Below are 24440 nucleotides of genomic sequence, written 5' to 3'. Positions count from 1 at the left end.
GTACTCAGAAAATAAAGAGCTTCTTAACTTATAAGTTTTGAATACGCTCTTTATTTGTCTAAAAAAGTTGATAGGTGATTCCGATTTTATGAGATCTTATTCCTATACTTTGATTCTCTTGTGTGTCGACCTGTGTAGATTGTATTAAATAGCTTATTACTAATCGTTTATATCGATAACTTATCATGCCGCCAATAATTGACGCATCCGTATCTCTTATTGTGTTTAAACCTAAGAACACACCTAAACTTATAGAGTTATTGGTGTTAATCTTATGCACCACTTCACTTTCTGCAATAATTGTAAAAAACGATTTCTTATTAAATACATTATAATCTTGAAAAGTGACATCTTCAATTTCTTCTAATTTATCCTGATAGGGCCCAAACTCATAGTTATATATAACTTTTAGTCCTATCGGTCTAAACTCAAATTTAGAAGTTGATACCTTAAAATTAGCCCCCGCTTTTAGTCCTACGTTATAAAAATCTAACTTTTCATCTAAATCTACAATCGGAAGGCCTGTAGTAGTATCTAACTCCTCCCCTTTAAAGGTAAACGTACCGTATGCCGCACTACCCCCATAAAATAAATTTAACCACTTTCGCGAAAAAGATTTGTATACATCCAAGGATGCTACAGTTTTTCTATCATCTTCCTCTTGTCTAAATTGTTCCTGTCTTGCTATATCTATGGTTCCTGATACATAAACTTCAGAAGTATTCTCTCCGTTATACAATGGTTTTGCGACGTACGAGTTTACCGAGCCATTACTAGCAGCAGTATAGGCTTTAAACGGTCTATTGACCGAACAACTAATCAAGGAATGAATTACTCCTAAAAGTATCCCTACTTTAATACATTTTTTGATCATAAAATTTTTAAAATTGTTTAGTGGTCCAAACATACAAGCCATTGGTAAATTAAAGTTGTCAAAAACACAAGGTTTGAAATTTTTCTTTGCGATAACCACAACTAGAAAGTCATTACAAAAAAACACCTCCATATAATGAAGGTGCTTTTTGAAAATGGTTTTTAAAGTTTTATGATGCGATTCCCAATTTTCTTAAATGCGCTAGATGTGAAATAATTCCGCCTACATACGTAGTTTGATTTGGAATAATGTGATAGTCTAATAATATTTTATAAAGTATTTTATTAAGTTTTGGATAATATATGTGATGAATATGAGGAAATAAATGATGCGCAATATGGTTATTAAACCCTCCGAAAACGAAATTCGCAAATCGACTAAACGGATAGAAATCGTTAGAACTTTGTATTTGGTTCATCAACCAAGAAGTTTTTATAAATCCGAGATCATCAGTTTTTGGATACTCTACCCCTTCTATATGATGTGTCATAAAAAAAGTAAATAATAAAAATATAGATTGGAAAAGATGCATGATAAGGAAACCGATCAAAATCATATACCAATTATGTTCTATACATACTAGTGGTAAAACTACTATATAGGTCAGGTAAAAAATCTTTTGATACCAAAAAGAAATCTTATATTTCACTGACTTCATTTTTCTGGGAGTTTTACTAAAAAAAATTTTTAAATCCTTGATAAATATCCAGAACAAAGAATATGTGGTATATAAAAGTGGTGCATACCAATGCTGAAACCGATGGAACCATTTCTTTGGACTATCAGGAACCACTCTGATTAAGTTTGTTATCTCCAAATCTGTATCATAACCCTCTACATTAGGTGCGTGATGATGTGAGGTTATATGTCTATCCTTCCAGGACTCTGCGTGCGCACCAACCAAAGTGTACAATAAAACAAAACAATGATGATTTAGCCTCTTACTCCTAAAAATCGTATTGTGAGAAAAATCATGAGCAAAATTAAATGCAAATAATAATGAAGTCATTCCATAAATCACATATGCCATAATCAACAGCAATGGATGATTCACGATATAAAGACTTATATACATCATCACAGTAAAAACTGAGTAAAAAGCACCTTTGAAAAGAATTTTTCTTCTAAATCGATAAGGACAAAAATTTAGTGTATTCTGGACTTCTTTCTGGATAAAAAGAAATAGTTCAGTATGAGCCTTATGGTGTATATGTTTAGATTTCATAAGTAAGAGGTTTAAATTCTTCTTGTGTTCCCATTTTCTTCAAAAACCTGAAATGTGATTTCAACGCCTGACCATACGTCATTTCCATATAAACCACATTATATTTTTTTGCTACTTCTCTAAATATTGGTAACAATTTCAAATAATGCACGTGACAAATATTAGGTAATAAATGATGTAATGCGTGAGCATTAAAACCTCCTAATACCCAATTCAAAAATATACTATCTACATTGTAATCCACAGAAGTACACATTTGTAATTTTGGCCAACTCATATTTAGCTTTCCTGTCGAATCTACTTCAGGATGCATTACATAATCAGATAAATGCGACACTCCTAATACCGATGTGAATATTATAGATATCAGAAAATGGTTTAAAAGAAATGCTATCAAAATGTATTGCCATCCAAATGGTAACACCACAATAGGAATTACAATCATATATGTTACATATCCAATCTTGAAAAATAGGAGCTTAACGATTTCTAGTACCGGAATCGTTATTTTGATCGTTCTGCTAGATCGATTAAAAATCATTAAAAACTCTCTAAATAAAAACCAATTAAGCGAATAAAAGAGATATAAAAAAGGAACGTATAGATACTGAAACCTATGATACCAACGTAATTTTTGACTGGTAGTCATTCTTACTAATGGGTTATTTAAAACATCAATATCACTTCCTTCAATGTTAGTGTATAAGTGATGAGATTCATTATGATTTTTGCCCCATACATACGCATTATTTCCTTGTAGATTAAAGCTTAATTGAAACAATAGTTTATTCCAAAATTTACTTTTTACTACAACTCCGTGTGCGGCATCATGGGATACATTAAATGCATTTAGCAATACAGATATACCGAGGCCAATGTAAAAAACAAAAAATAGCCAAACATTGGTTGAAGAAAGCATCAGAAAATAAAATAAAAACACTAAAACGAAATACAGAATTATTTTAAAAATCATCTTTCCATTTCCAGTTCTACTTATTTTATTACTTTCAAAATAATTGCGGATTCGTTCGTTCAACTCTTTGTAGAATTCTGACCCTTCATCCTTTGAAAATTTTATTTTTTTCATAATAATTTCATTTTTAAAATTTAACAAATCGATACCTTCGTGATACTCTCAAACATTTGCTTAGTATCTCGATAGTATTAGTAACTGATTAGTATGGATTAGTTGTTTAGGCGGATTTATACAATCCAAAGACATAGATTATGCAATGGGACGGTATGAGCCTGAAGTCTTATTTTTTCTTTCTCGCAGTAATATCTTTAAAAACGCCCATTTTTACCCTTCCGGTTTTAGACAAAAAGATCAGTAGCTGTTCTTTTCCTGAACGCGTATTAATTTTTTGTGTTCGCCAATGTCTAATAAAGGAAAGCAAAGAGTCAACTCTATTGCAAGATGAAATGCTAAAAATTCCATCCCTAAGTGATCCTTTTATATGTTTTGAAATCTTTTGAGTTTCTGATTTCATTAAACTAATTTTTAAGGTTTCCTTATCTAATAATTTAATACGTGTATATAATTTCTCTTTTACCGGAATAAGACCAACCAAGTCGCCAGTAAGTACATAAAACGCCTCGAATCCATAGTCCCCTTCGATGCTTAAGTTGCTAGTGATTTTTATGATTATGTTGTTTTTGATTTTACTTTCTTTTTAGAAAACTGCCAATTAATAAATGGCAAGGAACGTCTTTCATTCTTGTTCCAAAGACCGATTTGGATGCCTCTTAAGCTTTTTGTGTTATTTAGAATTCCAATTTGGATTCCTTCAAATTTTTCACTTTTAGCATCAACATCATTCCAGACACCAATCTGTAACCCTTTAAATCTTTTAAAATCATTAAACCCTGATATCTGAACGCCCTTACCATCTAATACATAGCTTCCGAGATATGCTAACAAAACACCTCTCAATTGATATGTAGAACTACCGCTAACGGCTAACTGGATTCCATTGATTTTATACGAATAATTACCAAATCCAGAAATCGAAATTCCGTTCATTTTCCGTAAAGCCTGAATCCCTCCCGAAACGGAAACCCCATTAATATCGATAAATGATAAAGTTCCTCCAGAAACATTTATCCCATTCACTATTTCTGTAGGTTTTCTATTAAAATAAGATTCAAACTTACTTTCCTCTTTGGGTAAACCTATTCGTGGAGTAAAAAATATAGAAAACCCTCGACCAAAAGGTTCAATTCGAATTCCATTTGATTTCGTTGTTTCCCAATCTGGTTCTACTTTCTTCTGAGCTAAACCAACAGATAAACCATAAATATCTTTATTAGGACTATTAAACAACCCAATTGGAAAAACGGTTTTACGTTCCTGTCCAAAAGTTATTATTGTTAAGAATAGTGCTATTAATATTACAATTTTGTTTTTCATTTTTCTTGTTTTAAAAATTCAACAAGTCAAAACTATTGTGATAATAACAAGGTTAAAGGCAATAATCACGAATAGAAAATTATTTTTTTGTGATTATCACAAATTCCTTGTGATTCAATTCATTAACTAATCATTTGTGTCATTCTGTACGCAACCTTTTATAAGTATCCGGTCTAATTGGGTGAACCAATGTAAAATCGTAGTTATGAAAAATATACAAAAAGTAATACTGGCATTATGCTTCTTATTTCTATCCTGTGAAAATGAACCTTTCGAATCATTGGTAGAAAAAATTGATGTAAACTCTGAATTATATGATAATCTCAAAGCAATATCAGAAGCTACAACAGAAAATTCTGAAACCGTATGCTTAACCTTTATTTATCCATTCAACATATACATATATGATAATAATGATAAAATCACCGAACGTAGGTTTGTTAATCACAATGATGAATTCATTGCACTTCTGGAGCAAATGGAACAGGGTAGTTCGATCGGAATGAGTTATCCTATTTCTGGCATGACAGATGATGGAAATACAATTAGAATCAACAACAATTCGGAGTTGAAAGAAGCAATAGAAGCCTGTATAGAAGAACAAATTATCGCATTATGTAATGATACCTTAGAAGAAGATTGTGTTTGGAAGATTACCTCTCTAAGCCAAAATACTGCCTATGATACTTCATTATTATCATTTTATGATGATGGTACTGGCGTTTTTTATCACAGCGGAGATTCTTTTAGAACCACCTGGATCACTTTATATATCGACAGTCAACTTTATGTAAATATAAATCTAGAAGAAGATACTACTGTTTCTGAAGATTGGAATTTTAATTGGGAAGCCACCTTTGTTGATGAAAACACTATTCTTATTAATAGTATGGAGCAAATTTTTGAAATTAAGAAAATATGTAATATCGAAAACAACTGCGACTATCTAGAATTTAGAGAATGCGAAGTTGATTCAACCCAAACTGCTAACTTCATTTTTGAGGATTATATCACGTGTATAACTTCTTTTAGGCATACAGATACAAATGAAGATTATATTCTGTCATTTTACGAAACCGAGAGTGACGCAGAAGATCGAATCAATGCTTTATCACCTTCGGGTTATGAAAACATAACCAATCCTCAAATCATTTTTGTAAATATTGCTTCATCAGAGGAAGTTATGGATACCATAAGAATAGTACTGTATGCATCGATTTGCGAAGAAGAAAATTAATAATCAAATATAATTTGGTCGGGGTTAGCCAATTTCTATTTTGATCAGTTACCATGGCGTGAATACGATTAGAATGTTTTGCGCTATGGTTAACTAAAGAACAGTAAAAACTAAATCATACAAACTTAATTTTAAAAAAATGATACTTTAACGCAACTTTTGACTTTATTTCAGTCTAGTAGGTGGAAGATGCTTTAAAAATAAGAACTTACAACACACAAATAATCCTTTGGACACCAGAGAACTCATAAAAAAATGTAAGAAGAACAATAGAGAAGCGCAAAGTGAATTGTTTTATACCTATAAAGATAAACTTTTTGCATTGTGTTTAAAGTATTGCAAAAACCGAGAGGAAGCCGAAGATATTCTACAAGATTCTTTCTTAACGATCTATAAAAAAATCAAGCAATATAAAGACAAAGGATCTTTTGAGGGTTGGATGAAAAGAATCACTATTAACAAAGCGATCGACAGATATCACGATAATTTTTTTATAGACATTCCTATTAAAGAAGATCTTATCTGTGATACTGAAATTGACAGTGACGATTTTACCCTTTCTATTGATCAACTATTAGCATTCGTTCAGGAATTACCTGATCAATATCGGCTGGTTTTTAATTTATATCAATTGGATAATTATTCTCATAAAGAAATAGCTGCAATGCTTAAAATATCAGAAGGAACTTCTAAATCAAATTTACATAGGGCAAAACTACAACTGAAAATGGCAATTTTATCTAAAGTGTATTCTCAAAAAAAAATAGCGGTAAGTAATGGGTAATAAAAAAGACATAGGAAACTTTTTTAGAGAGGAGCTTGGTGATTTAAAGCAATCCCCGGAAAACCTTATTTGGAAAGATCTGGAAAAACAATTAGATAAAAAGGACGCACAAAGAAAAAGAAATATTGCTATTCTCTTAAGTACTGCCTCTATGGCATTGATAATTCTTTTCATAACCTTTAAAGAACAGTTCAATACAAATGAAAGTACAGATGAAAATTTTTATAACTCTCAAATAACAGATGTAGATTGTATAGATCATAAAGAAGCCTTAACAGAAGTTTGTCTCGATAAACCCAACCAAAAAGAAACAAACAGTAAAACTACTTTTATCACCGATCATAACAATCACGATCCATCTATTATTTCTACTAATAAAACAAAGACCACTAGTAATTTTACATTTGATCCTATCAGAAAAATCGAAAACAAATCGGTAATTACATCTTTCACAACATCAAAAAAAACAGAGAATTCGTTAGTACAAGAATTCATTAAAAAAACCGACAACTCAAAAACCTCACCTACAGCATTCAATCTTACTGATATATCAAAAAACGATACTAAACTTCCTTCAGACACCTTGAACAAAATCGAAGAACAAGAACAACAACATGAAGAAAAGATAAAACCCGTAGAGATTGCTAAGGAAATAGATAAAAACAACATAGTCCAAAAAGAGAAGGATACCTTAACCCCAGAGGTTCCTTTACCTAAAAAAGCATTTGAAAATTTTATGCTATCCGTTCACGCAGTACCAACATATTCTTTTGGATCCGATGGTTCCTTAATTAGCGACAGAAACTCCAATCGGAGTAAATCAGGAATGGTAACCCTAGGTTACGGTGCTACTATGACCGTTAATATTAGTAAAAAAATAGATTTAAGGATTGGATATAACAAACTAAAAACAAGCATAACAGAAAAAGATATTCCAGGTTCGGAAGTATCAGATGTGCTAAGAGATGCTTCTATCGTTTTGGATAACGAAATTCAACAAATGGTCGACAGTACTCAAACCGTTAATTTAACCCAAATGGCTAGTTACGATGAGTTTTCGATAGGGTTAGGGTATAAATTAATAGATAAGAAAGTTAAAGCATCTGTAATTATGGATGCGAGTCTTTTAATTTTAGGAAAAGATAACATTACACTTAAAAGTAATGTTAATGATATCAATCTGGGTAAAAATGATAATTTACAATCTACCAGTTCGAGTTTAAATCTTGGAATGAATATAAGATACCCACTTTGGAAAAATGTTTATATCCACGCAGAACCTATAGTAAAATATCAGCTCAGAAGTCTAAGTACTAATTCTCAAAGCTATCGTCCATTTTTTACTGTTTTAAATATCGGGCTTTCTTATAAATTTTAGAATTACCTCCCCTTTTAATCAGCTTATCTACAACTTAAAAGCACCCTTTATTTGCGATAAACATAAAAATCACAAGGCTTAAAATAATTATTTGTGAAAATCGCAAAATTTAACTTTTTTTTCTATATTACTTTGCTCTATAAAACCGCATCAATCATTATAACAAGTAAGAATGATACAAGAAAAATTCTTAGAACTCATTAAAAAACAAATCAGTTCTAAAACCTCATTGATAGACGAAGTTGCAACCGCCCTAGATATAAGCTATGATGCAGCGCATAGAAGGATCAGTAAGAAAAGTAAAATATCTTTAGAAGAAGGGGTGACTTTAGCAAAATACTTTAGTTTATCTATAGATCAGTTATTCTCTAGCGAGGATGAGCATATTGTAGCTGTAAAAAAAACAGCACCAGTTCGGGATATGGAAAGTTTACTCGCATATTATGAAAATTCATTTAAATCTTTATCTCCATTAATCAATAACCCGGATGTAGAAATGATTTATTCGGCTAAAGATTTACCTATTTTTTATACATCTGATGATAATTTACTTTCGAAGTTCAAAATGTACGTTTGGCTTAAAATTATGGATTCAGAACTTAATGATGTTAGATTTACTGGATTTAATCCATCATTATCACTTATAGAATCCGCAAAACGTTTAGGAAATATGTACAATGATCTTAATTCTACTGAAATATGGGATATTACAACGATCAATAGCACCCTGAAACAGATACACTTTTATTTTGAATCCAATTCACTGACTTCAAGAGATGCCTTAGAAATATGTGATGATCTACAGAAATTAATATCAAAAATTTCCAAAAAAATAATCGATCAAAAAGATAATTTCAAATTCTATTATAATGAATTATTACTTATGAATAATCGCGTTTTGGTCAAAACACCATCCGAAACATCCTTATATGTTCCCTTTACGATTCTTTCTTATTACAGAACTAATGATGTGAACACCTGCAATCAAGCAGAACATTTTCTGAAAATTCAAATGAATGGGTCAAAGTTATTAAGCACTGCCGGTGAAAAAGAACGAAATCTATTTTTCAACAAGATGTACAAAAAGATTGATGCATTAAGATCACTTATTATTGCCAAAAATGTTTTGGAATTCGAATAATATGCAATAGAACGATTGAGAATTCTAACGAAATAAGGACTCCAATTTTTATGAAAAAACAGAATTTCAAAAAATAATTTTACCTTTTTGTAACATTTTAGTAACCCCTTACGTATAATAAATAAATGCAAAGCCCTAAATATTCACAAATAAAATTTCAAGGAGAACATAGATGAGACAACTTAAGATTACGAAGCAGGTAACGAATCGTGAGACTGCATCGCTGGACAAGTATTTGCAAGAAATAGGTAAAGTAGATCTTATTACTGCAGATGAAGAGGTAGAATTAGCTCAGCGAATAAAAGCTGGTGACGAAAGAGCCCTTGAAAAATTAACGAAAGCTAATCTAAGATTCGTGGTTTCTGTTGCAAAGCAATATCAAAACCAAGGACTTACATTACCAGATTTAATTAACGAAGGTAACCTTGGGTTAATAAAAGCTGCTAAACGTTTTGACGAAACCAGAGGTTTTAAATTCATTTCATATGCTGTATGGTGGATTCGTCAATCCATTTTGCAGGCTTTGGCAGAACAATCACGTATTGTTCGTTTACCACTTAATAAAATTGGATCTATTAACAAGATCAATAAAACGTATGCATTCTTAGAGCAATCTCATGAACGCCCGCCAAGTGCAGAAGAAATTGCAAAAGAACTGGATATGACAATTAATGACGTAAAAGAGTCAATGAAAAACTCTGGTCGTCACGTAAGTATGGATGCGCCTTTAGTAGAAGGAGAAGATTCTAACTTGTATGATGTGTTAAACTCTGGTGAGTCTCCTAATCCTGACAGATCTTTATTACACGAATCCCTTCGTACCGAGATAGAAAGAGCACTAGAAACACTTACTCCACGAGAAGCTGATGTGATCCGTTTATATTTTGGTTTAGGTGATCAACATCCGATGACTTTAGAAGAAATTGGAGAAACTTTTGATCTTACAAGAGAACGTGTTCGCCAGATTAAAGAAAAGGCAATTCGTAGATTAAAACATACATCTCGTAGTAAAATATTAAAAACATATTTAGGATAACTTTTAATTTCCTAAATTGCGATTACAAACAGTTTATAACATAACTGTTCGTTTTTTGATTGATGAATGACCTCCGGCTGATTACCGGAGGTTTTTTCATGTGGTATTTCTATCGTCTATTTATAACAAAACCATAATCAATTGTTTACCAATTAATTATAAGCTTATCCATACAGTTTTTGTGGTAAAAAATCGTATCTTTAAGTAAGAACTAGATACCATGTGGCGAACTATTAGTTACGTAAGTACCGCTGCCCCATCCCTTACAAATTCTGACTTGAGCACCTTGTTTGAATATGTTAAGGAGAACAATAACAGCCGAAACATAACAGGTATATTGATGTATTCTGATGGTAATTTTTTCCAGGTTCTAGAGGGAGAAAATGAATTGATACACGATCTTTTTGTAAAAATACTTGAGGATTCCAGACATTATAATGTGATTAAAATTTTTGATCGCGAAATTGCCAATTGTTCATTCTCTAAATACCACTCTTCTTTTAAGGTTATTGGCGAAAAATCTAATCATAAAGAACTGCAAGATTTCTTAGAAGAAGAGAAATCACATAATCCAGATAGTTACAAAAACATATCCTATCTCGCTAATAAATTTATGAAGCTTTCATAGTACACTATTGCCTTGAGATTTTTTTAAAAACAAAAATCAACTAATAATCTCGAATTAAATTTAACATAAAAATTCCCATATAAAATAATATTTTCATCTGTAAAATAAGTATCTTTAAATAAGATGAAAAACAATACGTGGCAAACAATAAGTTATGTAAGTACTGCTAATCGATCTTTAACAAGTTTGGAGATTAAAGAATTATTCGATTATGTTAAGACCTATAATAATAACAACAACGTTACCGGTATTTTGATGTATTCTGATGGTAATTTCTTTCAAATTCTTGAAGGTGAAAAGACAATAATTGAAGAATTATTTAAAAGAATATCTTCAGATTACAGACATCATACTATTATTCAAATTTTTAATCACGAAATGGCTAAACCTACCTTCACCAAATATGATGCTAAATTTAATGTTGTTTACGAGCAATGCAATCCATCAGAGCTGCAGATGTTTTTAGAAAAAGAACGATTAAACAATCCTGAGACTTTTAAAAGTGTATCATATTTAACAAATAAATTTATGAAGCTTTCTTAACCGTAGTTTTAAAACTTAAATAGTACTTTTGCGGGAAACAACACAATTTTATGGCTTCAAAATTAATTGCCCCTTCGGTATTAGCAGCTGATTTTGCTAATTTACAACGTGACGTAGAAATGATCAATCATAGTGATGCTGATTGGTTTCATATTGATATAATGGACGGTGTCTTCGTTCCAAATATTTCGTTCGGAATGCCAGTTTTGCGCGATATAGCTAAGCACGCCACAAAAACAATCGATGTGCATCTAATGATCGTGGATCCCGATAGGTATATTAAAACTTTCGCTGATTTGGGAAGTAACGTCTTAACCGTTCACTACGAGGCTTGCACCCATTTACATAGAACGTTACAAGCTATAAAAGCTGAAGGCATGAAAGCTGGCGTAGCCATAAACCCTCACACCAATGTAAGCTTGCTTGAAGATACCATCACTGATATTGACTTAGTATGTATAATGAGTGTAAATCCGGGTTTTGGAGGACAATCTTTTATAGAAAACACTTACAAAAAAGTACGACAACTTAAAGAGATTATTAATCGTAATAATGCCAATACTATGATCGAAATTGACGGAGGAGTCACTAATAAGAATGCTAAGCAATTAGTAGAAGCCGGAGCAGATGTATTAGTAGCCGGGAGTTATGTTTTTAAAAGTGAAGACCCTATCCAAACCATAAAAGGATTGAAAGAGATAATTGCTTAATGAAACCCATTGATCTTGTCATTATAGGAGGAGGCCCAATTGGTATAGCATGCGGTCTGGAAGCACAAAAAAAGGGACTTGACTATCTTATCATAGAAAAAGGCCCTATTGTTAACTCACTTTTTAATTATCCTGTAAATATGCAGTTCTTCTCATCTTCAGAAAAACTGGAAATTGACGATATTCCTTTTATTAGCAATGAGGCAAAGCCGAAAAGAAATGAAGCATTAGAATATTATCGTAGGATTGTTACGACTAATAATCTGAAGATACATCTTTTCGAAAAAGTAATATCTGTAAACAAAGAAGAAAACATTTTTAATATAAAAACAGAGAAGCAAAACTATACCGCACTACATATTATCGTGGCTACCGGATTTTATGATATCCCAAACACTATAAATGTCCCTGGTGAAAAATTGCCAAAAGTATCACATTATTACAATGATCCACATTTTTATGCCAAACAAAAATTAGCTGTTATTGGTGCCAGTAATTCTGCAGTAGATGCTGCGCTAGAATGTTATAGAAAAGGAGCGGATGTGACTATGATTGTAAGAGGTCAAGAAATTGGTAAACGTGTTAAATATTGGGTAAAACCAGATATTGAGAATAGGATCGCAGAAGGCAGTATTAAAGCTTATTATAATACTACAGTAAAAGAGATACAACCACGGCAAATCATCCTTACTACGGATAATGGTGAAGTTATTATAGAGAATGATTATGTGCTAGCATTGACTGGTTACATGCCTAATTTCGATTTTCTTCAAACGATTGGAATTGAGCTTTCTGATGATGAAAAAAAGTATCCGAAATATAACGAAGAAACCATGGAGTCCAATGTTGATAATTTATACCTGGCCGGAGTAATTTGTGGAGGTATGGATACGCATATCTGGTTTATAGAAAACTCTAGAATACACGCCAAAACCATCATGCAAAATATAATCTCTAAACAAAATGCCTCTTAAAGAACCTTTAGCAAGGTTTAGAACAAGATCCAAAAACTGATTACATGATCTTGAGATTTATAATGAGAAAAATTTATATCATAAGCCTACTTCGAGTCAATGGTCACTGGCAGAATTATATGATCACATTATAAGGGTCACGATGACTAATCAACTTCCAAATTTCCAGAAATGTATTGAGAATGATATCAAAAAGGGGAAACCCAAATATTGCTGCATATTTTGGTTTTTAATTGTAACATTCCTCCTGTCCGTACATTTAAAGTGGAATCTTTTTCATCAAGAATGGTTTCTGATTTTACTCAACAAATACTAGAAAGAAAAATCTTAGAAACCAGCTTTAAAGAATTTATAAAGAAAGTTTTTATCGAAAGAATCCTTGATTAAGAGCTCAGATAAAAAATAAAACATATCCATCCATTTTTTGGGATGATACTTACGGCAAAATGGTTTTCTATCATTGAAATACATACATACCACGAACGCCAAAAGAAACGCTTGGAAGAAATTAACAATAATTAGAAAAGGCTGCTTTTACAAGCAGCCTTTATAGTTTTTATATTCATCGGCTCATATGTCCTAACTTATAACTTAGTCATTTGATAAAATACTAAGTATATACCAGAATAGTAACATAAGTGAAGCAAATAATCCTAAAGAAGCACCTACATATTGATCTTCAGAATATTTATGTACCATATTGGATGTTTGATATAGTATAGATCCTGAAGCCAGAACCACCATTCCTACACTAAACCATAACCCTAAATTAAAACCAAATAACATTCCAGCTACAATCAACCCTAACGCAATGAAAAATCCTATGGTTAGCATCGATCTGAGGAAAGAAAAATCTTTTTTTGTTATTAACACTACTCCAGATAATCCAGTAAATAAGGATAAGGTTAATATGGCAGCCTGATTCAAAATATTACCACCTCCATTTTCAGCAATCATCATTGCTATTCCTATTAACGGAATAAAAATGAAAGCTTCTGCAATTACATATAAAAGCAATCCTAGATATTGTTTTTTAATATCATGCGTTTTATGCGCCATTTTTTCGGCATAATTAGTTGCCAACATAAATCCACCCAACATTAATAACCATCTCCATCCTTGTGTCATCGAAAAGGCAAACTGCACCAATGGTTCTATCTGAAAAAACACCCATTCTACGATAACAAATAACAAAACTGCCATTGCCAAATGTGTATATGTTTTTTTATAAAAAGCCACTCTTTTATCATCCGTCAGTGTACTTACTACCGGTGCTACTTGTTGAAATTCTTCCATTGTATTTCTTTTTTATTAAAATTATTTCGTTTGATAAATATACTTTTTTATCATTTTATATAAGTGTCATTATTAAACTAAATGTTACCTAAATTTTTTCAATTATTTTGAGAACTCATCGATATATGTTTATGAAACTAATATTTTGATTCAAAAGATTATTGTACGCAAAGCTGTTTATTGGCGCTCAAAATATGTAAAATTTAACATTCGACTTACATACATATAAATATCAGGAAATTGTTTCCTTAGTTTATCTGGAGATTCCATAAAAACTTCCACCAATACTGCAATAAATTCAAATTTATCCGTAAATGCATAATCTCTTAAAATCTTAGACTCGATGATTTTATTTCTTAATTCGACAGAAGATAAATGCTTTTCTAGTTCTAAGAATGTATCATGAAAAATTTCAGAACTTATATTATTACTTTTTATTGAACAATAATGTATGGCGTGCGTTATTTCGTGAATTCCCAAGTTCACTCCATCCTCTTGATGCAAGTTTCCTATTTTAAAATGCTCCCAGGAAAACACCAAAGCCTTAGATCTTGGATTAAATTCTCCATTATTTTGTGTCTTATTTAAAATAGAATAATAAGAAGATGGATATAGAATAATTGTATCCACGTACTCGAGTAGGTAGTTGCGCATCCCAAAAGTCAATTGAATAACGGTCATTGTCACTTGCATTCTCTTGTGATCATCTACAACAAGGCCTTCTCTACCTACGAATTTAGTGGTTTCTAAAAACCGAACCACACGATGTTCAAAATACTGCATTCTTCTTTTATCCAATTGTTTATAAAAAATATTGGATTGTAAGATGGGAAGTAAAGAATTAGGTAATTTTTTACGAAACGGATAGAAATGTACAAAAAACGGCTTTTTATAAAACTTTACATATACTGTTTCTAAATATCGAGAGACATAATATACACATATCGAAACAATAACTATTACTAATAGGACCCCAAGAAACTTAGGAATCGCGGGTTCTGGTTGTTCCTGAAAAGATACAGTGTATAAAAAATTACAACTCAAAAGGGCTTAGTAGGTTTATAAAAGCACAAAATAGTGCTTTTAAGGTAAAAACTCTGTTAAATCAATTACTAAACGTTAATCCACCCCCTGATAGTATTGAAAAAAGAATTAAAAGCTTACTAAAAAATGTGTTAGATTATCGTCAGAACCTAAATTTAATTTTTTTCTAAGCTTATGTCGGTTGACATCTACACTTTGGGGACTGATTCCTAATAAAGGAGCTATTTCTTTGGATGATAAATTCATTTTAAGATATGCGCACAACCTTAAATCCTTAGAAGTCAAACTTGGATATTGCTTTGATAATCTTTCATAAAAATCCTGATGTGATTTATCAAAATTAATTTTGAACAATTTACTCTCTTTGTCAGTAATATAATATTCTACGAGCCTTTTTAAATCGGTGTAATTACGATCCTGTGATCGATTTTTAGAAGATTCCTGAATTTTAACAATTCTATCCCTAATTTTTTTTAGAATCTTGTTTTTATTGAGATTTACATAAGCAATTTGCGTAAGCTCTCTGCTTTTTGCTTTTATCTCATCTTCCAATTTAGAATTCTTGAGTTCAATGATTTTACGTTCCTGTTCTAATCTTTGAGCTTTGTATTCCTCTTCTTGTTTTTTTAATTTCTCTTCCTTTTGTTTCAATAATTTAATTTCTTGTTTCTTCATCTTATAACGATTCACAGAATTCGCGAGAAGGACAATACCAGCAATTAGTAAAACATATAAAGCATAAGCAAATTTAGTTCTATATATCGGAGGTTTTATAGTAAAAGAAAAAGCGGACTCTTTGAGAACATCATCATATTTTGCTTTGACATAAAAAGTATAATCTCCTTCTTTTAAGTTATAGAAGGTATGCTCTGTAGAAGTCGTCCAATTATTCCATTCCTGATCATTAACTTTTGATTGATAAGTTACCTTTTTACCAAAAATAGGTAATGAATACTTTATTTTAAGATCATTATCCTGAAAAGGAATTTCTGATTTCTCTGAGTACGACACATTACTATTGACCGACACAAAATCACGTATCAACACATTATTTGTAGCATCCTTTATTGATGTTATATTATCTCTAACATATACCGAAAAACCATTATATATAGGAATGAGTTCGTGCTTATCGTCTATTGTAAATGCATTTAAAACATCGGGCACTAATTGATCTTGTAATTCCTGAAGGTTTATAACTTCATCATCATTTTCAACAACGACATTTGTATTATCTAAATACCAAATTTCATTATTCTTTTTAAGAATTCGAGGTGAGTATCCCTTATTGTCACCCAACGGCTTCTTTGAAAAGGAATTGTTTTTTGAACTATAGGTATAAGAATTGAAAGCAGATGAAATGATTATTTCATTATCAACTTTGGACATTGACAGGACGGTTCCTTCAAAGTCACTTAAAGGAAAAAAAGCCTCTTGAACCAGTGTTTTCGAATTAAAATCTAAACGAAATTTAAGCAATCCTTCAGAACGTAATGCCAACCATATGTAATTTTCTTTATCTACCTCCAGATATCTAACTGATTTATTAAAGCCCTTGAGTTGATACTCTTTATAGTTGTCACCTATCTTTTCGTACAAGGATACTCCGTTATAATTGGGAGATAAGATAAATTCCTGGTTACGATACGTAAAATTTCGAAAATCCCAAGCTCCGTTGCTAAAACCCATTTTTTTTAGCACTTTGTCATTCAATGTATAAGCCCCGGTATCATGACCCACAAAAACCTCATTATTAATAGAAGCTATATTCCATACCTGACCGTTTAATAGTAATTCAAAATCGTTGGTTTCTGCATACGGATCTCTATTCAAATAATATAAACCCTGATTAGTTCCTACATAATAATAGTCTCTATTTTTTATTGCAGCATATGTGGTTCCTAACTTACCGTAATAATCGTAAAAGTATTTTAGCGAAGAATTTAGTTTTAAATAATCTACTCCATAGTCCAATGCTAACCAAAGGTTATGCTCTCCATCTTGAAATATAGACAATACCGTGTTATTCTGTAAACCCTTTAACTTATTTATATTTTCGATTTTTTGATTATCAATATCCAAAATATATAATCCATTTGACACGGTGCCTAGAGCTACTCTGCCGTCCTGCAGTTTTAAAAACGAAAAAATCTGTGCTTTTTTAACTTCTTGAGAAAAAGGAAAGTCTATGGGAACAGCTTCTCCATTATCTAATTTATAAAGACCTTTTGTATCAGTTATTAATAACAAATTATCACCTATGTTCGTCACACCAATGATATTAGGATTTAACGCCGTATTATTATAAATAGGTAATAAACTTGTCCCAGACAACTTAAAAACACCATGTTTACTATCATTTACATAAAGATCGTTATCTATTTTATAACTCCACTTAAAACAACAAGGTGCAGGAATTTTAGTGATGATATTACCTTGATTGATATATAAATTACTAAAAGTTTGAAATATTGCTTCGTTGTTAATTTCATGAATCCGCCAGCACTCTTCTATGCTTTCAGAAACATTTTTATCATCACCATTCAATAATGAAATGTCATAGGTGTTATATCCTTTATTATTTAACAAACCAAAATACCCATCTGCACCGAAATATATTGAATCATTATTCTTAACAAATAAACTTCTATTTACCATCGCATTATTCGTTGCTACAGAATTCCATTCGCTACCATCAAAAATTAAAACCTTGTTCTCGTTTGCTATATAAATGTTTCCATCTTCATCTTGTCCTATATCCCACGATTGTGCTCCAAACCCCATTGACTTAGTATCATAATGAGTGATCTCTGGTAAAATTTTATTTTCGATTGTTTGGGAAAAAGAAAGGAATTGAAATAGAAAAAATAAAGGGTAAATACGATTCATTCAATACTATCTTTATACTAGTGCAGTCTCTCAAATATAGCGAAATTAATCTTAACATGTCTTATAAAATTATACTCAAAACAAATTCAATAAACTTCCTTAATTTTTTAATTTCATCAAGAAATAAGAAACTTACTTAATAATCGTATTATTTTCTAATGTCCATATACCTCTTCAACACAGATATAAAGACCAATAGAGATGTACTCCATAAAAGGGTTCAATGATATTTATCATTCGTTTTTAAAGTATTACAGATTATTTTTATGAACTGAATAACTCTTTAAGATATGCTCGAAAGATATCTACCCATTTTTGTGATCCTGGCTATCCTCTCTGAAATTTTGGGAACTGTTGGAGGTTTTGGTTCATCCGTATTCTTTGTTCCTGTCGCGAACTTTTTTTTAGATTTTCAAACTGTACTTGGACTTACTGCATTATTTCATTTGTCCAGCAACATCACAAAAATTGCTTTTTTTAAAAAAGGATTTGACAAAAAATTAGCATTATCACTAGGTATACCCGCCATTTTGTTTGTCTCTGTAGGTGCTTACCTAAGTAAATATTTTGATCCTAAAATACTCACTTGGTTTCTTGGTTTCTTTTTAATTGGGTTAAGCCTTCTTTTCTTAATCTTTACTCAACTCAAAGTAAAATCCACCACAAAAAATGCTGTTTTAGGAGGTACCTTATCTGGTTTAAGCGCTGGACTTCTAGGTACAGGAGGAGCGATCAGGGGTATTACCATGTCTGCATTTAAAATGAACAAGGATACGTTTATCGCTACTTCTGCAATAATAGATCTGGGAGTCGATTTTAGTCGAACAATTGTATATTATTTTAATGGTTATATAAAACAGGAAATATTATATTTAGTTCCAATCTTGATTGTGGTTAGTATTTTAGGCACCTGGATAGGAAAGAAAATTTTAAATAGGATATCTCAGGAACAGTTTAGACGATTTGTCTTATTTCTTATTCTGTTTATTGGAATTGCTAGTATCCTGATTAATTTATAATCTTAAGAGTTTTGGAAGATATTCTAAAGCCTTTCCGTCTCTTTTTTCAAAATATTCCTTTGCATGTTTTGGCAACCAATAATTATCTATGAAATTAATAAAAACTGGTAATAATTGATTACTATACTGTTTCACTTCTACTTCCTGTCCATTAGGAAGTCTATGTAAATACATTTTATATTCTCTGTTATACTTCGGAAACTTTTCTTCGAGATATTTATCGAAATGAAGACCAACACTTACATCTGGTCTCATCTCTTTACCGTCTATAGCATAATTTGGTAAAATATAGCCTTCTTGTTCAAAACGTCCGTACAATCTGATAAAAAGTTCACTCAACACTGAAAAATAACCAGGCGCTACTCGATCCCAGTTATCATTAAATCTTAGTACAAAATTGGGGATTTCTAAACGTTTTGTATTATAATATCCTCTGACTCTTATCAATGGTAATACTTGATTCGTAACCCATTTTCTAAATTTTTTTGCGCTATTGGTCTCACTTCTAAAAATTAAAGCATACAAACCACTTTCTGAAATCAAATTCACATTTTGCATTCGACCACCCTTATAAATCTCAGTTGCAAAACGTTCTTCAGGATCTAAGGAACTCCATATTTCTTTTGGGTTTTTCAGTTCTAATATCGTTGTGACCTCATCTGTAATAAACCATATCTGGTTATCTATTTCTATAGAGGTCAATTGTTGAAAATAGTTGGTGTTTTCTTTTTTAGAGATTGTTGAGTCCATTACCTGAATTTTACTGATAACACATATTATGAAGCTCCTACAAGCTTAAGAAATTCATATACCAAAAATGCTGGCCAGACTATTGCCTTAAGAATACCTAACACACCCATCCAAAAACTGCTGGCGTGACTTATATAATAAATTAATGCTCCAATAATTCCTAATCCGTATACAGTATTTGAGGAGGCTTTTTTTTGTACTTTATCCTTCATTTTGTAGTATGTTTTGTACCTTAACTGTTCTGCATTCTACCTATTGCGCAGCTAACAAATGATCTTGCCTTTCTTCCCAAATTATTAGTATCATTTACCAAAGGATATCCAAGCCTGGTTAGTTCTTTTTGAACGGTTTCAATTCCTTCATCTGTATCATAACTAAAAGAAACTGTACAATCATCTGTGTTAACGGAAATATCTCTGACTCCTTTTAGAGAATGTAGCTTTTTTGCTATCGTACTTTCACAGCCACTACATTTTAAATTCTGAATTTCTACGGTTGTTTTCATCTGTTCTTTTTTTATTATTTCTTCATTATCGGAAGGAATTCGTCATAGAAGATTTCGCCTATTATTGATTTCAATGTTATGACTCATTTCATAATCACATTTACCCCGCGTAAAAATAAGGCTCATCGTATTCTATTACTATGACTATTATCAGACTTTTAAGATATTTAAATGATAGATATCATTTTTATTAGGTAACAGCAAATTTATCTTTATAGACATCATACGTATAAAATTTATGACACAATCACTAAGAATAGTAGAAAGAACAAAAGCTTTTTTTACAGAAATTGGCGACTTGTCATATTTCTCAATTCGTTTTTTTAGAGAAGTCTTCACCAAACCATTTGAATTTCAGGAACTCCTACGTCAATGTTATCACATCGGTAATCGATCTTTACTACTGGTTGGTGTAACTGGTTTTATACTTGGATTAGTTTTTACACTGCAATCCAGACCTACACTAATGGAATTTGGAGCAGAGTCTTGGATGCCTTCTATGGTTGGTATCTCTATCGTAAGAGAAATTGGACCAGTAATTACTGCATTAATTTGTGCAGGTAGAATAGGTTCGGGGATTGGCGCAGAACTAGGATCTATGAAAGTTACCGAGCAAATCGACGCCATGGAAGTATCAGGCACAAACCCATTTAAATATCTCGTAGTTACCCGTATCACCGCTACAACACTCATGCTACCCTTACTTATCATTTTTGGCGATGCCATTGCTCTTTTTGGCTCTGCAATTATAGAGAATCTAAAGGGAACTGTATCTTATCAATTGTATTTTAACCAAGTTTTTGATGCCATAAATTTTAGTGATATTATTCCTGCTACGATAAAATCGTTCTTTTTTGGTTTTGCCATTGGACTAGTTGGATGCTACAAGGGCTATCATTGTAAAAAAGGAACCGCAGGAGTAGGAGAAGCATCAAATTCTGCAGTGGTGTACACTTCAATGTTATTATTTGTGATTGATTTTATTGCTGTATTTGTGTCAGACATTTTTTTTGAAATTTGATATGATAAAAAACACGTCAAACATATCGCCCGTCTTAGAACTTAAGGAACTACGAAAAAGTTTTGGTAATAATCACGTATTAAATGGGTTTAGTTTACAATTATTTGAAGGAGAAAATCTTGTGGTTATGGGTAAATCCGGTTCAGGAAAATCGGTAATGATTAAATGTTTAGTGGGTCTAATGCAAGCAGATAGCGGCAGCATCAGGATTAAAGGCCAGGACATAACTGTATTAGGACAAACCGAATTAGATCTTTTACGAACAGAAATTGGTTTTTTGTTTCAAGGAAGCGCTTTATATGACTCTATGACCGTAAGGGAAAATCTGGAGTTTCCGTTACGCAGACATAAAGAAAAACTAAAAATGCAAGAAACCACAGAAGCTTTAGTCATAGAAGCTTTAGAAAATGTTGGTCTGACAAATGCTATTGATTTAATGCCAGCAGAGCTGTCAGGCGGTATGCAAAGACGCATTGCGCTTGCAAGAGCCCTGATATTAAAACCTAAAATTATTTTATATGACGAACCCACCACGGGATTAGATCCTATCACTGCCAAAGAAATTATCCAACTGATGCGAAGTATTCAGAAAAAATATGGGACATCATCTTTGATAATAACTCACGACGTAGATTGTGCCAGAGTAATTTCTAATAGAATTATTCTGTTGGTAGATGGAATTAATTATGCTCAAGGTACATACCAGGAGTTATCTCAATCTGATGATCCCCAGGTCAAAGCTTTCTTTAAACACTAAGTGACAAATAAAATCAGTTATTATGCAAAAATCAGCTTCACAAAAATTCAAATTAGGTGTTTTTACAGTGATAGGAACATTATTGTTGGTAACTGCGCTTTATTTTGTCGGAAATCGCCAGAATTTATTTGGTAGAAGTATCAAAATCAAATCAGAATTCACCAATGTAAATGGTTTGCAACTAGGAAATAATGTACGCTATTCTGGGATTGATGTAGGAACTGTAACTAAAATTCAGATGATAAGCGACTCTAGAATTATGGTAGAAATGCTTATTCAGGAAAGTATAAGAGAACATATTAAAAAAGACGCGGTAGCTACCATTGGATCTGATGGGTTGGTTGGTAATATGATTGTCAATATTATCCCTCGAGAAAGTAAACTACCTTCGGTGATATCGGGTGATACTATAAAATCCTACAGCAGAATTGGGTCTGATGATATGCTTACTACGCTTAATGTGACCAACGAAAATGCCGCTTTGCTCACTGCAGACTTATTAAAAATAACTACAGAAATTATTGAAGGTAAAGGAACATTGGGTTTATTGATCAATGATTCAACTATGGCGCAAGACCTGAAGCAAACGATATTTCAACTAAAAAAAACAAGTACTGGAGCATCGAAAGCTATTAATGAACTAAATGATATTATTTCGTCTATTAACAAAAATGAAAGCGTTGCCGGTGTCCTACTAACGGATAGTATATCTGGTCAAAAAATGAAAACAATTGTTAGTAATTTGGAACAATCCAGCGTAGATATAACTGAAGTTACTAAAAATCTTGATTCGGTTTTAAAAGAGGTTGTTTCCGGAAAAGGCGCATTGCGTTATTTAACAGAGGATCAATCATTGGTTCAGAATATAGATTCTACAATGAATAACATAAAAGAGGGAACGAACCGATTTAACCAAAATATGGAAGCACTGAAACATAACTTCTTCTTTAGAGGATACTTTAAGAAACAAGAAAAAGAACAGAAGAAAATAAAGAATTAATCCTAAAATCATTAATATGAAAATTGAACATCTTGAAGAACGGATAATTGACTACCGAACCTCTATCAAAACCGTGGTTGATAAACGATTGCTTTGGAAAACAACAACAAAACCATTACTGATCAAAACATTAAAAAGCATTGTAAAACTATATCATATCGGTTGGAAAGTTCAGGAATTGAGCTGGATTCATAATAATGAAGCAGTCAATATCACTTTTGACTCTTTTCCAGAAGAATTGATAGATTGTACAAACCAGATTCCTGCATTTCAATTTTTACCTGGCGGGGCATTGATTTTTTCTCAAGCTTATAATGGTGATGTCTATGTTTTTATGCTATTCCCAGAAGTTGAAAACGCAACACAGGAAAGTAATATGATAGAATTGGGCATCTATACTCCCGAAACCATTACTGAAAAGCTAATTATTGAAAAAGCAGATGAATTCCTAAAAGAAATGATCCGGTGGGAGGTACCAACACTCAAAACCAAAGTAGGTTTTTCACAGTGATTCTTCAACACTCTTATACCTAAAACAATCAAATTTTGATAATATCCGTTGGAGTTTCTACCAGAATCGTGATATCTCCCCTTATAGCAATAGGCTGTTTCAGGATTCCAGGATTATGCCTGATCATTTTTATCCAATCATCAGAAGAAAAATCATGATGCTCAAAGTTTTTTTTATAAGATGGATGATCCTGATTTACCAGGTCTTTAATTTCTATACCCAACCTATCGGCAATTTCGGCAATCTGTGTTCCTGTTAAGGGTGTTTTTAAAATGTCAATTTGTTGGATAGGCAATCCTTCTGCTTTTGCGTAGGCCAGTGTTTGCTTAGCTCTTACAGATTTAGAGCTATAGAACAAAGTTATTTGTCGATTGGATGTTGCTATTTCTCCCATAACCTTTATTAATTTTTATTATGAGTAATGATATGATGTTTCAACAATTGATTTAAACTTTCTAAGTAATCGGACAATAGTTTTTCTTCCATTTCTTTTGTATTGATTGCAGGAAGCGTAAGAGGTTGTTCTTCCAAAAATTTATACAACTCAGGATACCTTGTCTCTATCAAGGTTGTTAATTCATTAATCTGGATGATTAAATATTCTGGAGTAGCCATTACCTTTAATATTTTTAATTTCGATAGATCCTAATGTAGTGTAAAGAAACTTGAATTAATATGATATTTATCACACCAAAAGCATGCAACAAT

Annotated in this window: 27 protein-coding genes; 14 read left to right on the top strand and 13 right to left on the bottom strand. The window is 31.8% G+C overall.

The annotated features are described in order from the left end of the window. Positions 1-58: 58 nt before the first annotated feature. The 5 genes from ACE94K_RS08705 to ACE94K_RS08685 form a co-directional block, all read right to left on the bottom strand. Complete coding sequence (locus tag ACE94K_RS08705) at positions 59-1006, bottom strand: hypothetical protein (RefSeq protein ID WP_378182913.1); 948 nt, start codon at positions 1004-1006, stop codon at positions 59-61. 37 nt (positions 1007-1043) lie between these two features. Continuing rightward, the gene (locus ACE94K_RS08700) at positions 1044-2099 is read right to left on the bottom strand and encodes a fatty acid desaturase family protein (RefSeq protein ID WP_378182910.1); all 1056 of its coding nucleotides are present in this window, start codon (positions 2097-2099) and stop codon (positions 1044-1046) included. Next, complete coding sequence (locus ACE94K_RS08695; protein WP_378182907.1) at positions 2089-3186, bottom strand: fatty acid desaturase family protein; 1098 nt, start codon at positions 3184-3186, stop codon at positions 2089-2091. The genes ACE94K_RS08700 and ACE94K_RS08695 overlap by 11 nt, the downstream gene beginning before the upstream one ends. A 169-nt stretch (positions 3187-3355) precedes the next feature. Next, positions 3356-3589 carry a hypothetical protein gene (locus ACE94K_RS08690; protein ID WP_378182904.1) on the bottom strand — a complete coding sequence of 78 codons (234 nt, stop codon included), beginning with the start codon at positions 3587-3589 and terminating at the stop codon, positions 3356-3358. Between the two features lie 155 nt (positions 3590-3744). Next, a complete protein-coding gene (locus ACE94K_RS08685) occupies positions 3745-4509 on the bottom strand; it encodes an LA_2272 family surface repeat-containing protein (protein WP_378182901.1) in 765 nt (254 codons plus the stop codon). A 205-nt stretch (positions 4510-4714) separates the two neighbouring features. Between ACE94K_RS08685 and ACE94K_RS08680 the strand changes: the two genes are divergently transcribed. From ACE94K_RS08680 to ACE94K_RS08640, 9 genes are all read left to right on the top strand, one after another. After that, positions 4715-5746: a hypothetical protein gene (locus ACE94K_RS08680; RefSeq protein WP_378182898.1), complete on the top strand. Its 1032-nt coding sequence runs from the start codon at positions 4715-4717 to the stop codon at positions 5744-5746. Between the two features lie 229 nt (positions 5747-5975). Continuing rightward, complete coding sequence (locus tag ACE94K_RS08675; RefSeq protein ID WP_378182895.1) at positions 5976-6530, top strand: RNA polymerase sigma factor; 555 nt, start codon at positions 5976-5978, stop codon at positions 6528-6530. Continuing rightward, a complete protein-coding gene (locus ACE94K_RS08670) occupies positions 6523-7908 on the top strand; it encodes a hypothetical protein (RefSeq protein WP_378182892.1) in 1386 nt (461 codons plus the stop codon). Before ACE94K_RS08675 ends, ACE94K_RS08670 begins: the two co-directional genes overlap by 8 nt. Positions 7909-8080: 172 nt before the next feature. Next, on the top strand, positions 8081-9049 hold the full coding sequence (locus tag ACE94K_RS08665) for a hypothetical protein (protein WP_378182889.1): 969 nt from the start codon (positions 8081-8083) through the stop codon (positions 9047-9049). A gap of 172 nt (positions 9050-9221) precedes the next feature. Next, a complete protein-coding gene (locus ACE94K_RS08660; RefSeq protein WP_027395748.1) occupies positions 9222-10085 on the top strand; it encodes an RNA polymerase sigma factor RpoD/SigA in 864 nt (287 codons plus the stop codon). Positions 10086-10305: 220 nt separating this feature from the next. Further along, on the top strand, positions 10306-10713 hold the full coding sequence (locus tag ACE94K_RS08655; protein ID WP_378182885.1) for a BLUF domain-containing protein: 408 nt from the start codon (positions 10306-10308) through the stop codon (positions 10711-10713). Between the two features lie 123 nt (positions 10714-10836). After that, complete coding sequence (locus ACE94K_RS08650; protein ID WP_378182882.1) at positions 10837-11256, top strand: BLUF domain-containing protein; 420 nt, start codon at positions 10837-10839, stop codon at positions 11254-11256. A 50-nt stretch (positions 11257-11306) separates the two neighbouring features. Next, positions 11307-11966, top strand: coding sequence for a ribulose-phosphate 3-epimerase (gene rpe / locus ACE94K_RS08645; RefSeq protein WP_378182879.1), 660 nt, complete (start codon positions 11307-11309; stop codon positions 11964-11966). After that, complete coding sequence (locus tag ACE94K_RS08640; protein WP_378182876.1) at positions 11966-12940, top strand: YpdA family putative bacillithiol disulfide reductase; 975 nt, start codon at positions 11966-11968, stop codon at positions 12938-12940. Before rpe ends, ACE94K_RS08640 begins: the two co-directional genes overlap by 1 nt. Before the next feature lie 591 nt (positions 12941-13531). Here ACE94K_RS08640 and ACE94K_RS08635 read toward each other — a convergent pair. The 3 genes from ACE94K_RS08635 to ACE94K_RS08625 all read right to left on the bottom strand — a co-directional run bounded on the left by ACE94K_RS08635 (position 13532) and on the right by ACE94K_RS08625 (position 18169). After that, positions 13532-14236 (bottom strand): Bax inhibitor-1 family protein, encoded by a 705-nt coding sequence (locus tag ACE94K_RS08635; protein ID WP_378182873.1) that lies wholly within the window; start codon positions 14234-14236, stop codon positions 13532-13534. 177 nt (positions 14237-14413) lie between these two features. Next, positions 14414-15280 (bottom strand): zinc-dependent peptidase, encoded by an 867-nt coding sequence (locus ACE94K_RS08630; protein WP_378182871.1) that lies wholly within the window; start codon positions 15278-15280, stop codon positions 14414-14416. Between the two features lie 108 nt (positions 15281-15388). Next, the gene (locus ACE94K_RS08625) at positions 15389-18169 is read right to left on the bottom strand and encodes a LuxR C-terminal-related transcriptional regulator (RefSeq protein ID WP_378182868.1); all 2781 of its coding nucleotides are present in this window, start codon (positions 18167-18169) and stop codon (positions 15389-15391) included. 290 nt (positions 18170-18459) lie between these two features. On the opposite strand from ACE94K_RS08625, the gene ACE94K_RS08620 reads away from it, so the two are divergent. Then, a complete protein-coding gene (locus tag ACE94K_RS08620) occupies positions 18460-19188 on the top strand; it encodes a sulfite exporter TauE/SafE family protein (protein WP_378182865.1) in 729 nt (242 codons plus the stop codon). Here ACE94K_RS08620 and ACE94K_RS08615 read toward each other — a convergent pair. From ACE94K_RS08615 to ACE94K_RS08605, 3 genes are read right to left on the bottom strand one after another with little or no spacing between them, the layout of a single operon-like run. Then, on the bottom strand, positions 19183-19938 hold the full coding sequence (locus tag ACE94K_RS08615) for a Bro-N domain-containing protein (RefSeq protein WP_378182862.1): 756 nt from the start codon (positions 19936-19938) through the stop codon (positions 19183-19185). The two genes, ACE94K_RS08620 and ACE94K_RS08615, sit on opposite strands and share 6 nt — an antisense overlap. 26 nt (positions 19939-19964) lie before the next feature. Beyond that, positions 19965-20150, bottom strand: a complete 186-nt coding sequence (locus ACE94K_RS08610; protein ID WP_378182859.1) for a hypothetical protein — start codon at positions 20148-20150, stop codon at positions 19965-19967. 20 nt (positions 20151-20170) lie between these two features. Continuing rightward, positions 20171-20443, bottom strand: a complete 273-nt coding sequence (locus ACE94K_RS08605; RefSeq protein WP_378182856.1) for a heavy-metal-associated domain-containing protein — start codon at positions 20441-20443, stop codon at positions 20171-20173. A gap of 238 nt (positions 20444-20681) precedes the next feature. Here ACE94K_RS08605 and ACE94K_RS08600 point away from each other — a divergent pair, with 238 nt between their 5' ends. From ACE94K_RS08600 to ACE94K_RS08585, 4 genes are read left to right on the top strand one after another with little or no spacing between them, the layout of a single operon-like run. Continuing rightward, entirely contained in the window at positions 20682-21464 is a 783-nt protein-coding gene (locus ACE94K_RS08600; protein WP_378182853.1) for an MlaE family ABC transporter permease, read from the top strand. Position 21465: 1 nt separating this feature from the next. After that, positions 21466-22221 carry an ABC transporter ATP-binding protein gene (locus ACE94K_RS08595; protein WP_378182850.1) on the top strand — a complete coding sequence of 252 codons (756 nt, stop codon included), beginning with the start codon at positions 21466-21468 and terminating at the stop codon, positions 22219-22221. Positions 22222-22243: 22 nt separating this feature from the next. After that, on the top strand, positions 22244-23221 hold the full coding sequence (locus ACE94K_RS08590; RefSeq protein ID WP_378182847.1) for an MlaD family protein: 978 nt from the start codon (positions 22244-22246) through the stop codon (positions 23219-23221). 16 nt (positions 23222-23237) lie between these two features. Continuing rightward, positions 23238-23732, top strand: a complete 495-nt coding sequence (locus ACE94K_RS08585) for a hypothetical protein (RefSeq protein ID WP_378182844.1) — start codon at positions 23238-23240, stop codon at positions 23730-23732. Between the two features lie 28 nt (positions 23733-23760). Here ACE94K_RS08585 and ACE94K_RS08580 read toward each other — a convergent pair whose 3' ends face one another. Further along, positions 23761-24126 carry an arsenate reductase family protein gene (locus ACE94K_RS08580; protein ID WP_378182841.1) on the bottom strand — a complete coding sequence of 122 codons (366 nt, stop codon included), beginning with the start codon at positions 24124-24126 and terminating at the stop codon, positions 23761-23763. A gap of 8 nt (positions 24127-24134) precedes the next feature. After that, positions 24135-24347: a hypothetical protein gene (locus ACE94K_RS08575; protein WP_378182839.1), complete on the bottom strand. Its 213-nt coding sequence runs from the start codon at positions 24345-24347 to the stop codon at positions 24135-24137. Between the last annotated feature and the right edge of the window lie 93 nt (positions 24348-24440).

It is taken from the genome of Aquimarina besae, assembly GCF_042434905.1.
Taxonomy (GTDB): Bacteria; Bacteroidota; Bacteroidia; order Flavobacteriales; family Flavobacteriaceae; genus Aquimarina.
The sequence above is the reverse complement of the archived record's forward strand: the minus strand, read 5'-3'. Positions and strand labels throughout refer to the sequence as shown.

What these genes read in the sequence shown, in the direction of transcription:
- ACE94K_RS08690 (WP_378182904.1), bottom strand. Translation starts at nt 3,589, where the DNA reads ATGAAATCAGAAACTCAAAAGATTTCAAAACATATAAAAGGATCACTT.
- ACE94K_RS08575 (WP_378182839.1), bottom strand. Translation starts at nt 24,347, where the DNA reads ATGGCTACTCCAGAATATTTAATCATCCAGATTAATGAATTAACAACC.
- ACE94K_RS08660 (WP_027395748.1), top strand. Translation starts at nt 9,222, where the DNA reads ATGAGACAACTTAAGATTACGAAGCAGGTAACGAATCGTGAGACTGCA.
- ACE94K_RS08655 (WP_378182885.1), top strand. Translation starts at nt 10,306, where the DNA reads ATGTGGCGAACTATTAGTTACGTAAGTACCGCTGCCCCATCCCTTACA.
- ACE94K_RS08640 (WP_378182876.1), top strand. Translation starts at nt 11,966, where the DNA reads ATGAAACCCATTGATCTTGTCATTATAGGAGGAGGCCCAATTGGTATA.
- ACE94K_RS08635 (WP_378182873.1), bottom strand. Translation starts at nt 14,236, where the DNA reads ATGGAAGAATTTCAACAAGTAGCACCGGTAGTAAGTACACTGACGGAT.
- ACE94K_RS08665 (WP_378182889.1), top strand. Translation starts at nt 8,081, where the DNA reads ATGATACAAGAAAAATTCTTAGAACTCATTAAAAAACAAATCAGTTCT.
- ACE94K_RS08705 (WP_378182913.1), bottom strand. Translation starts at nt 1,006, where the DNA reads ATGGAGGTGTTTTTTTGTAATGACTTTCTAGTTGTGGTTATCGCAAAG.
- rpe (WP_378182879.1), top strand. Translation starts at nt 11,307, where the DNA reads ATGGCTTCAAAATTAATTGCCCCTTCGGTATTAGCAGCTGATTTTGCT.
- ACE94K_RS08595 (WP_378182850.1), top strand. Translation starts at nt 21,466, where the DNA reads ATGATAAAAAACACGTCAAACATATCGCCCGTCTTAGAACTTAAGGAA.
- ACE94K_RS08695 (WP_378182907.1), bottom strand. Translation starts at nt 3,186, where the DNA reads ATGAAAAAAATAAAATTTTCAAAGGATGAAGGGTCAGAATTCTACAAA.
- ACE94K_RS08600 (WP_378182853.1), top strand. Translation starts at nt 20,682, where the DNA reads ATGACACAATCACTAAGAATAGTAGAAAGAACAAAAGCTTTTTTTACA.
- ACE94K_RS08650 (WP_378182882.1), top strand. Translation starts at nt 10,837, where the DNA reads ATGAAAAACAATACGTGGCAAACAATAAGTTATGTAAGTACTGCTAAT.
- ACE94K_RS08685 (WP_378182901.1), bottom strand. Translation starts at nt 4,509, where the DNA reads ATGAAAAACAAAATTGTAATATTAATAGCACTATTCTTAACAATAATA.
- ACE94K_RS08585 (WP_378182844.1), top strand. Translation starts at nt 23,238, where the DNA reads ATGAAAATTGAACATCTTGAAGAACGGATAATTGACTACCGAACCTCT.
- ACE94K_RS08580 (WP_378182841.1), bottom strand. Translation starts at nt 24,126, where the DNA reads ATGGGAGAAATAGCAACATCCAATCGACAAATAACTTTGTTCTATAGC.
- ACE94K_RS08620 (WP_378182865.1), top strand. Translation starts at nt 18,460, where the DNA reads ATGCTCGAAAGATATCTACCCATTTTTGTGATCCTGGCTATCCTCTCT.
- ACE94K_RS08680 (WP_378182898.1), top strand. Translation starts at nt 4,715, where the DNA reads ATGAAAAATATACAAAAAGTAATACTGGCATTATGCTTCTTATTTCTA.
- ACE94K_RS08590 (WP_378182847.1), top strand. Translation starts at nt 22,244, where the DNA reads ATGCAAAAATCAGCTTCACAAAAATTCAAATTAGGTGTTTTTACAGTG.
- ACE94K_RS08700 (WP_378182910.1), bottom strand. Translation starts at nt 2,099, where the DNA reads ATGAAATCTAAACATATACACCATAAGGCTCATACTGAACTATTTCTT.
- ACE94K_RS08605 (WP_378182856.1), bottom strand. Translation starts at nt 20,443, where the DNA reads ATGAAAACAACCGTAGAAATTCAGAATTTAAAATGTAGTGGCTGTGAA.
- ACE94K_RS08615 (WP_378182862.1), bottom strand. Translation starts at nt 19,938, where the DNA reads ATGGACTCAACAATCTCTAAAAAAGAAAACACCAACTATTTTCAACAA.
- ACE94K_RS08670 (WP_378182892.1), top strand. Translation starts at nt 6,523, where the DNA reads ATGGGTAATAAAAAAGACATAGGAAACTTTTTTAGAGAGGAGCTTGGT.
- ACE94K_RS08610 (WP_378182859.1), bottom strand. Translation starts at nt 20,150, where the DNA reads ATGAAGGATAAAGTACAAAAAAAAGCCTCCTCAAATACTGTATACGGA.
- ACE94K_RS08625 (WP_378182868.1), bottom strand. Translation starts at nt 18,169, where the DNA reads ATGAATCGTATTTACCCTTTATTTTTTCTATTTCAATTCCTTTCTTTT.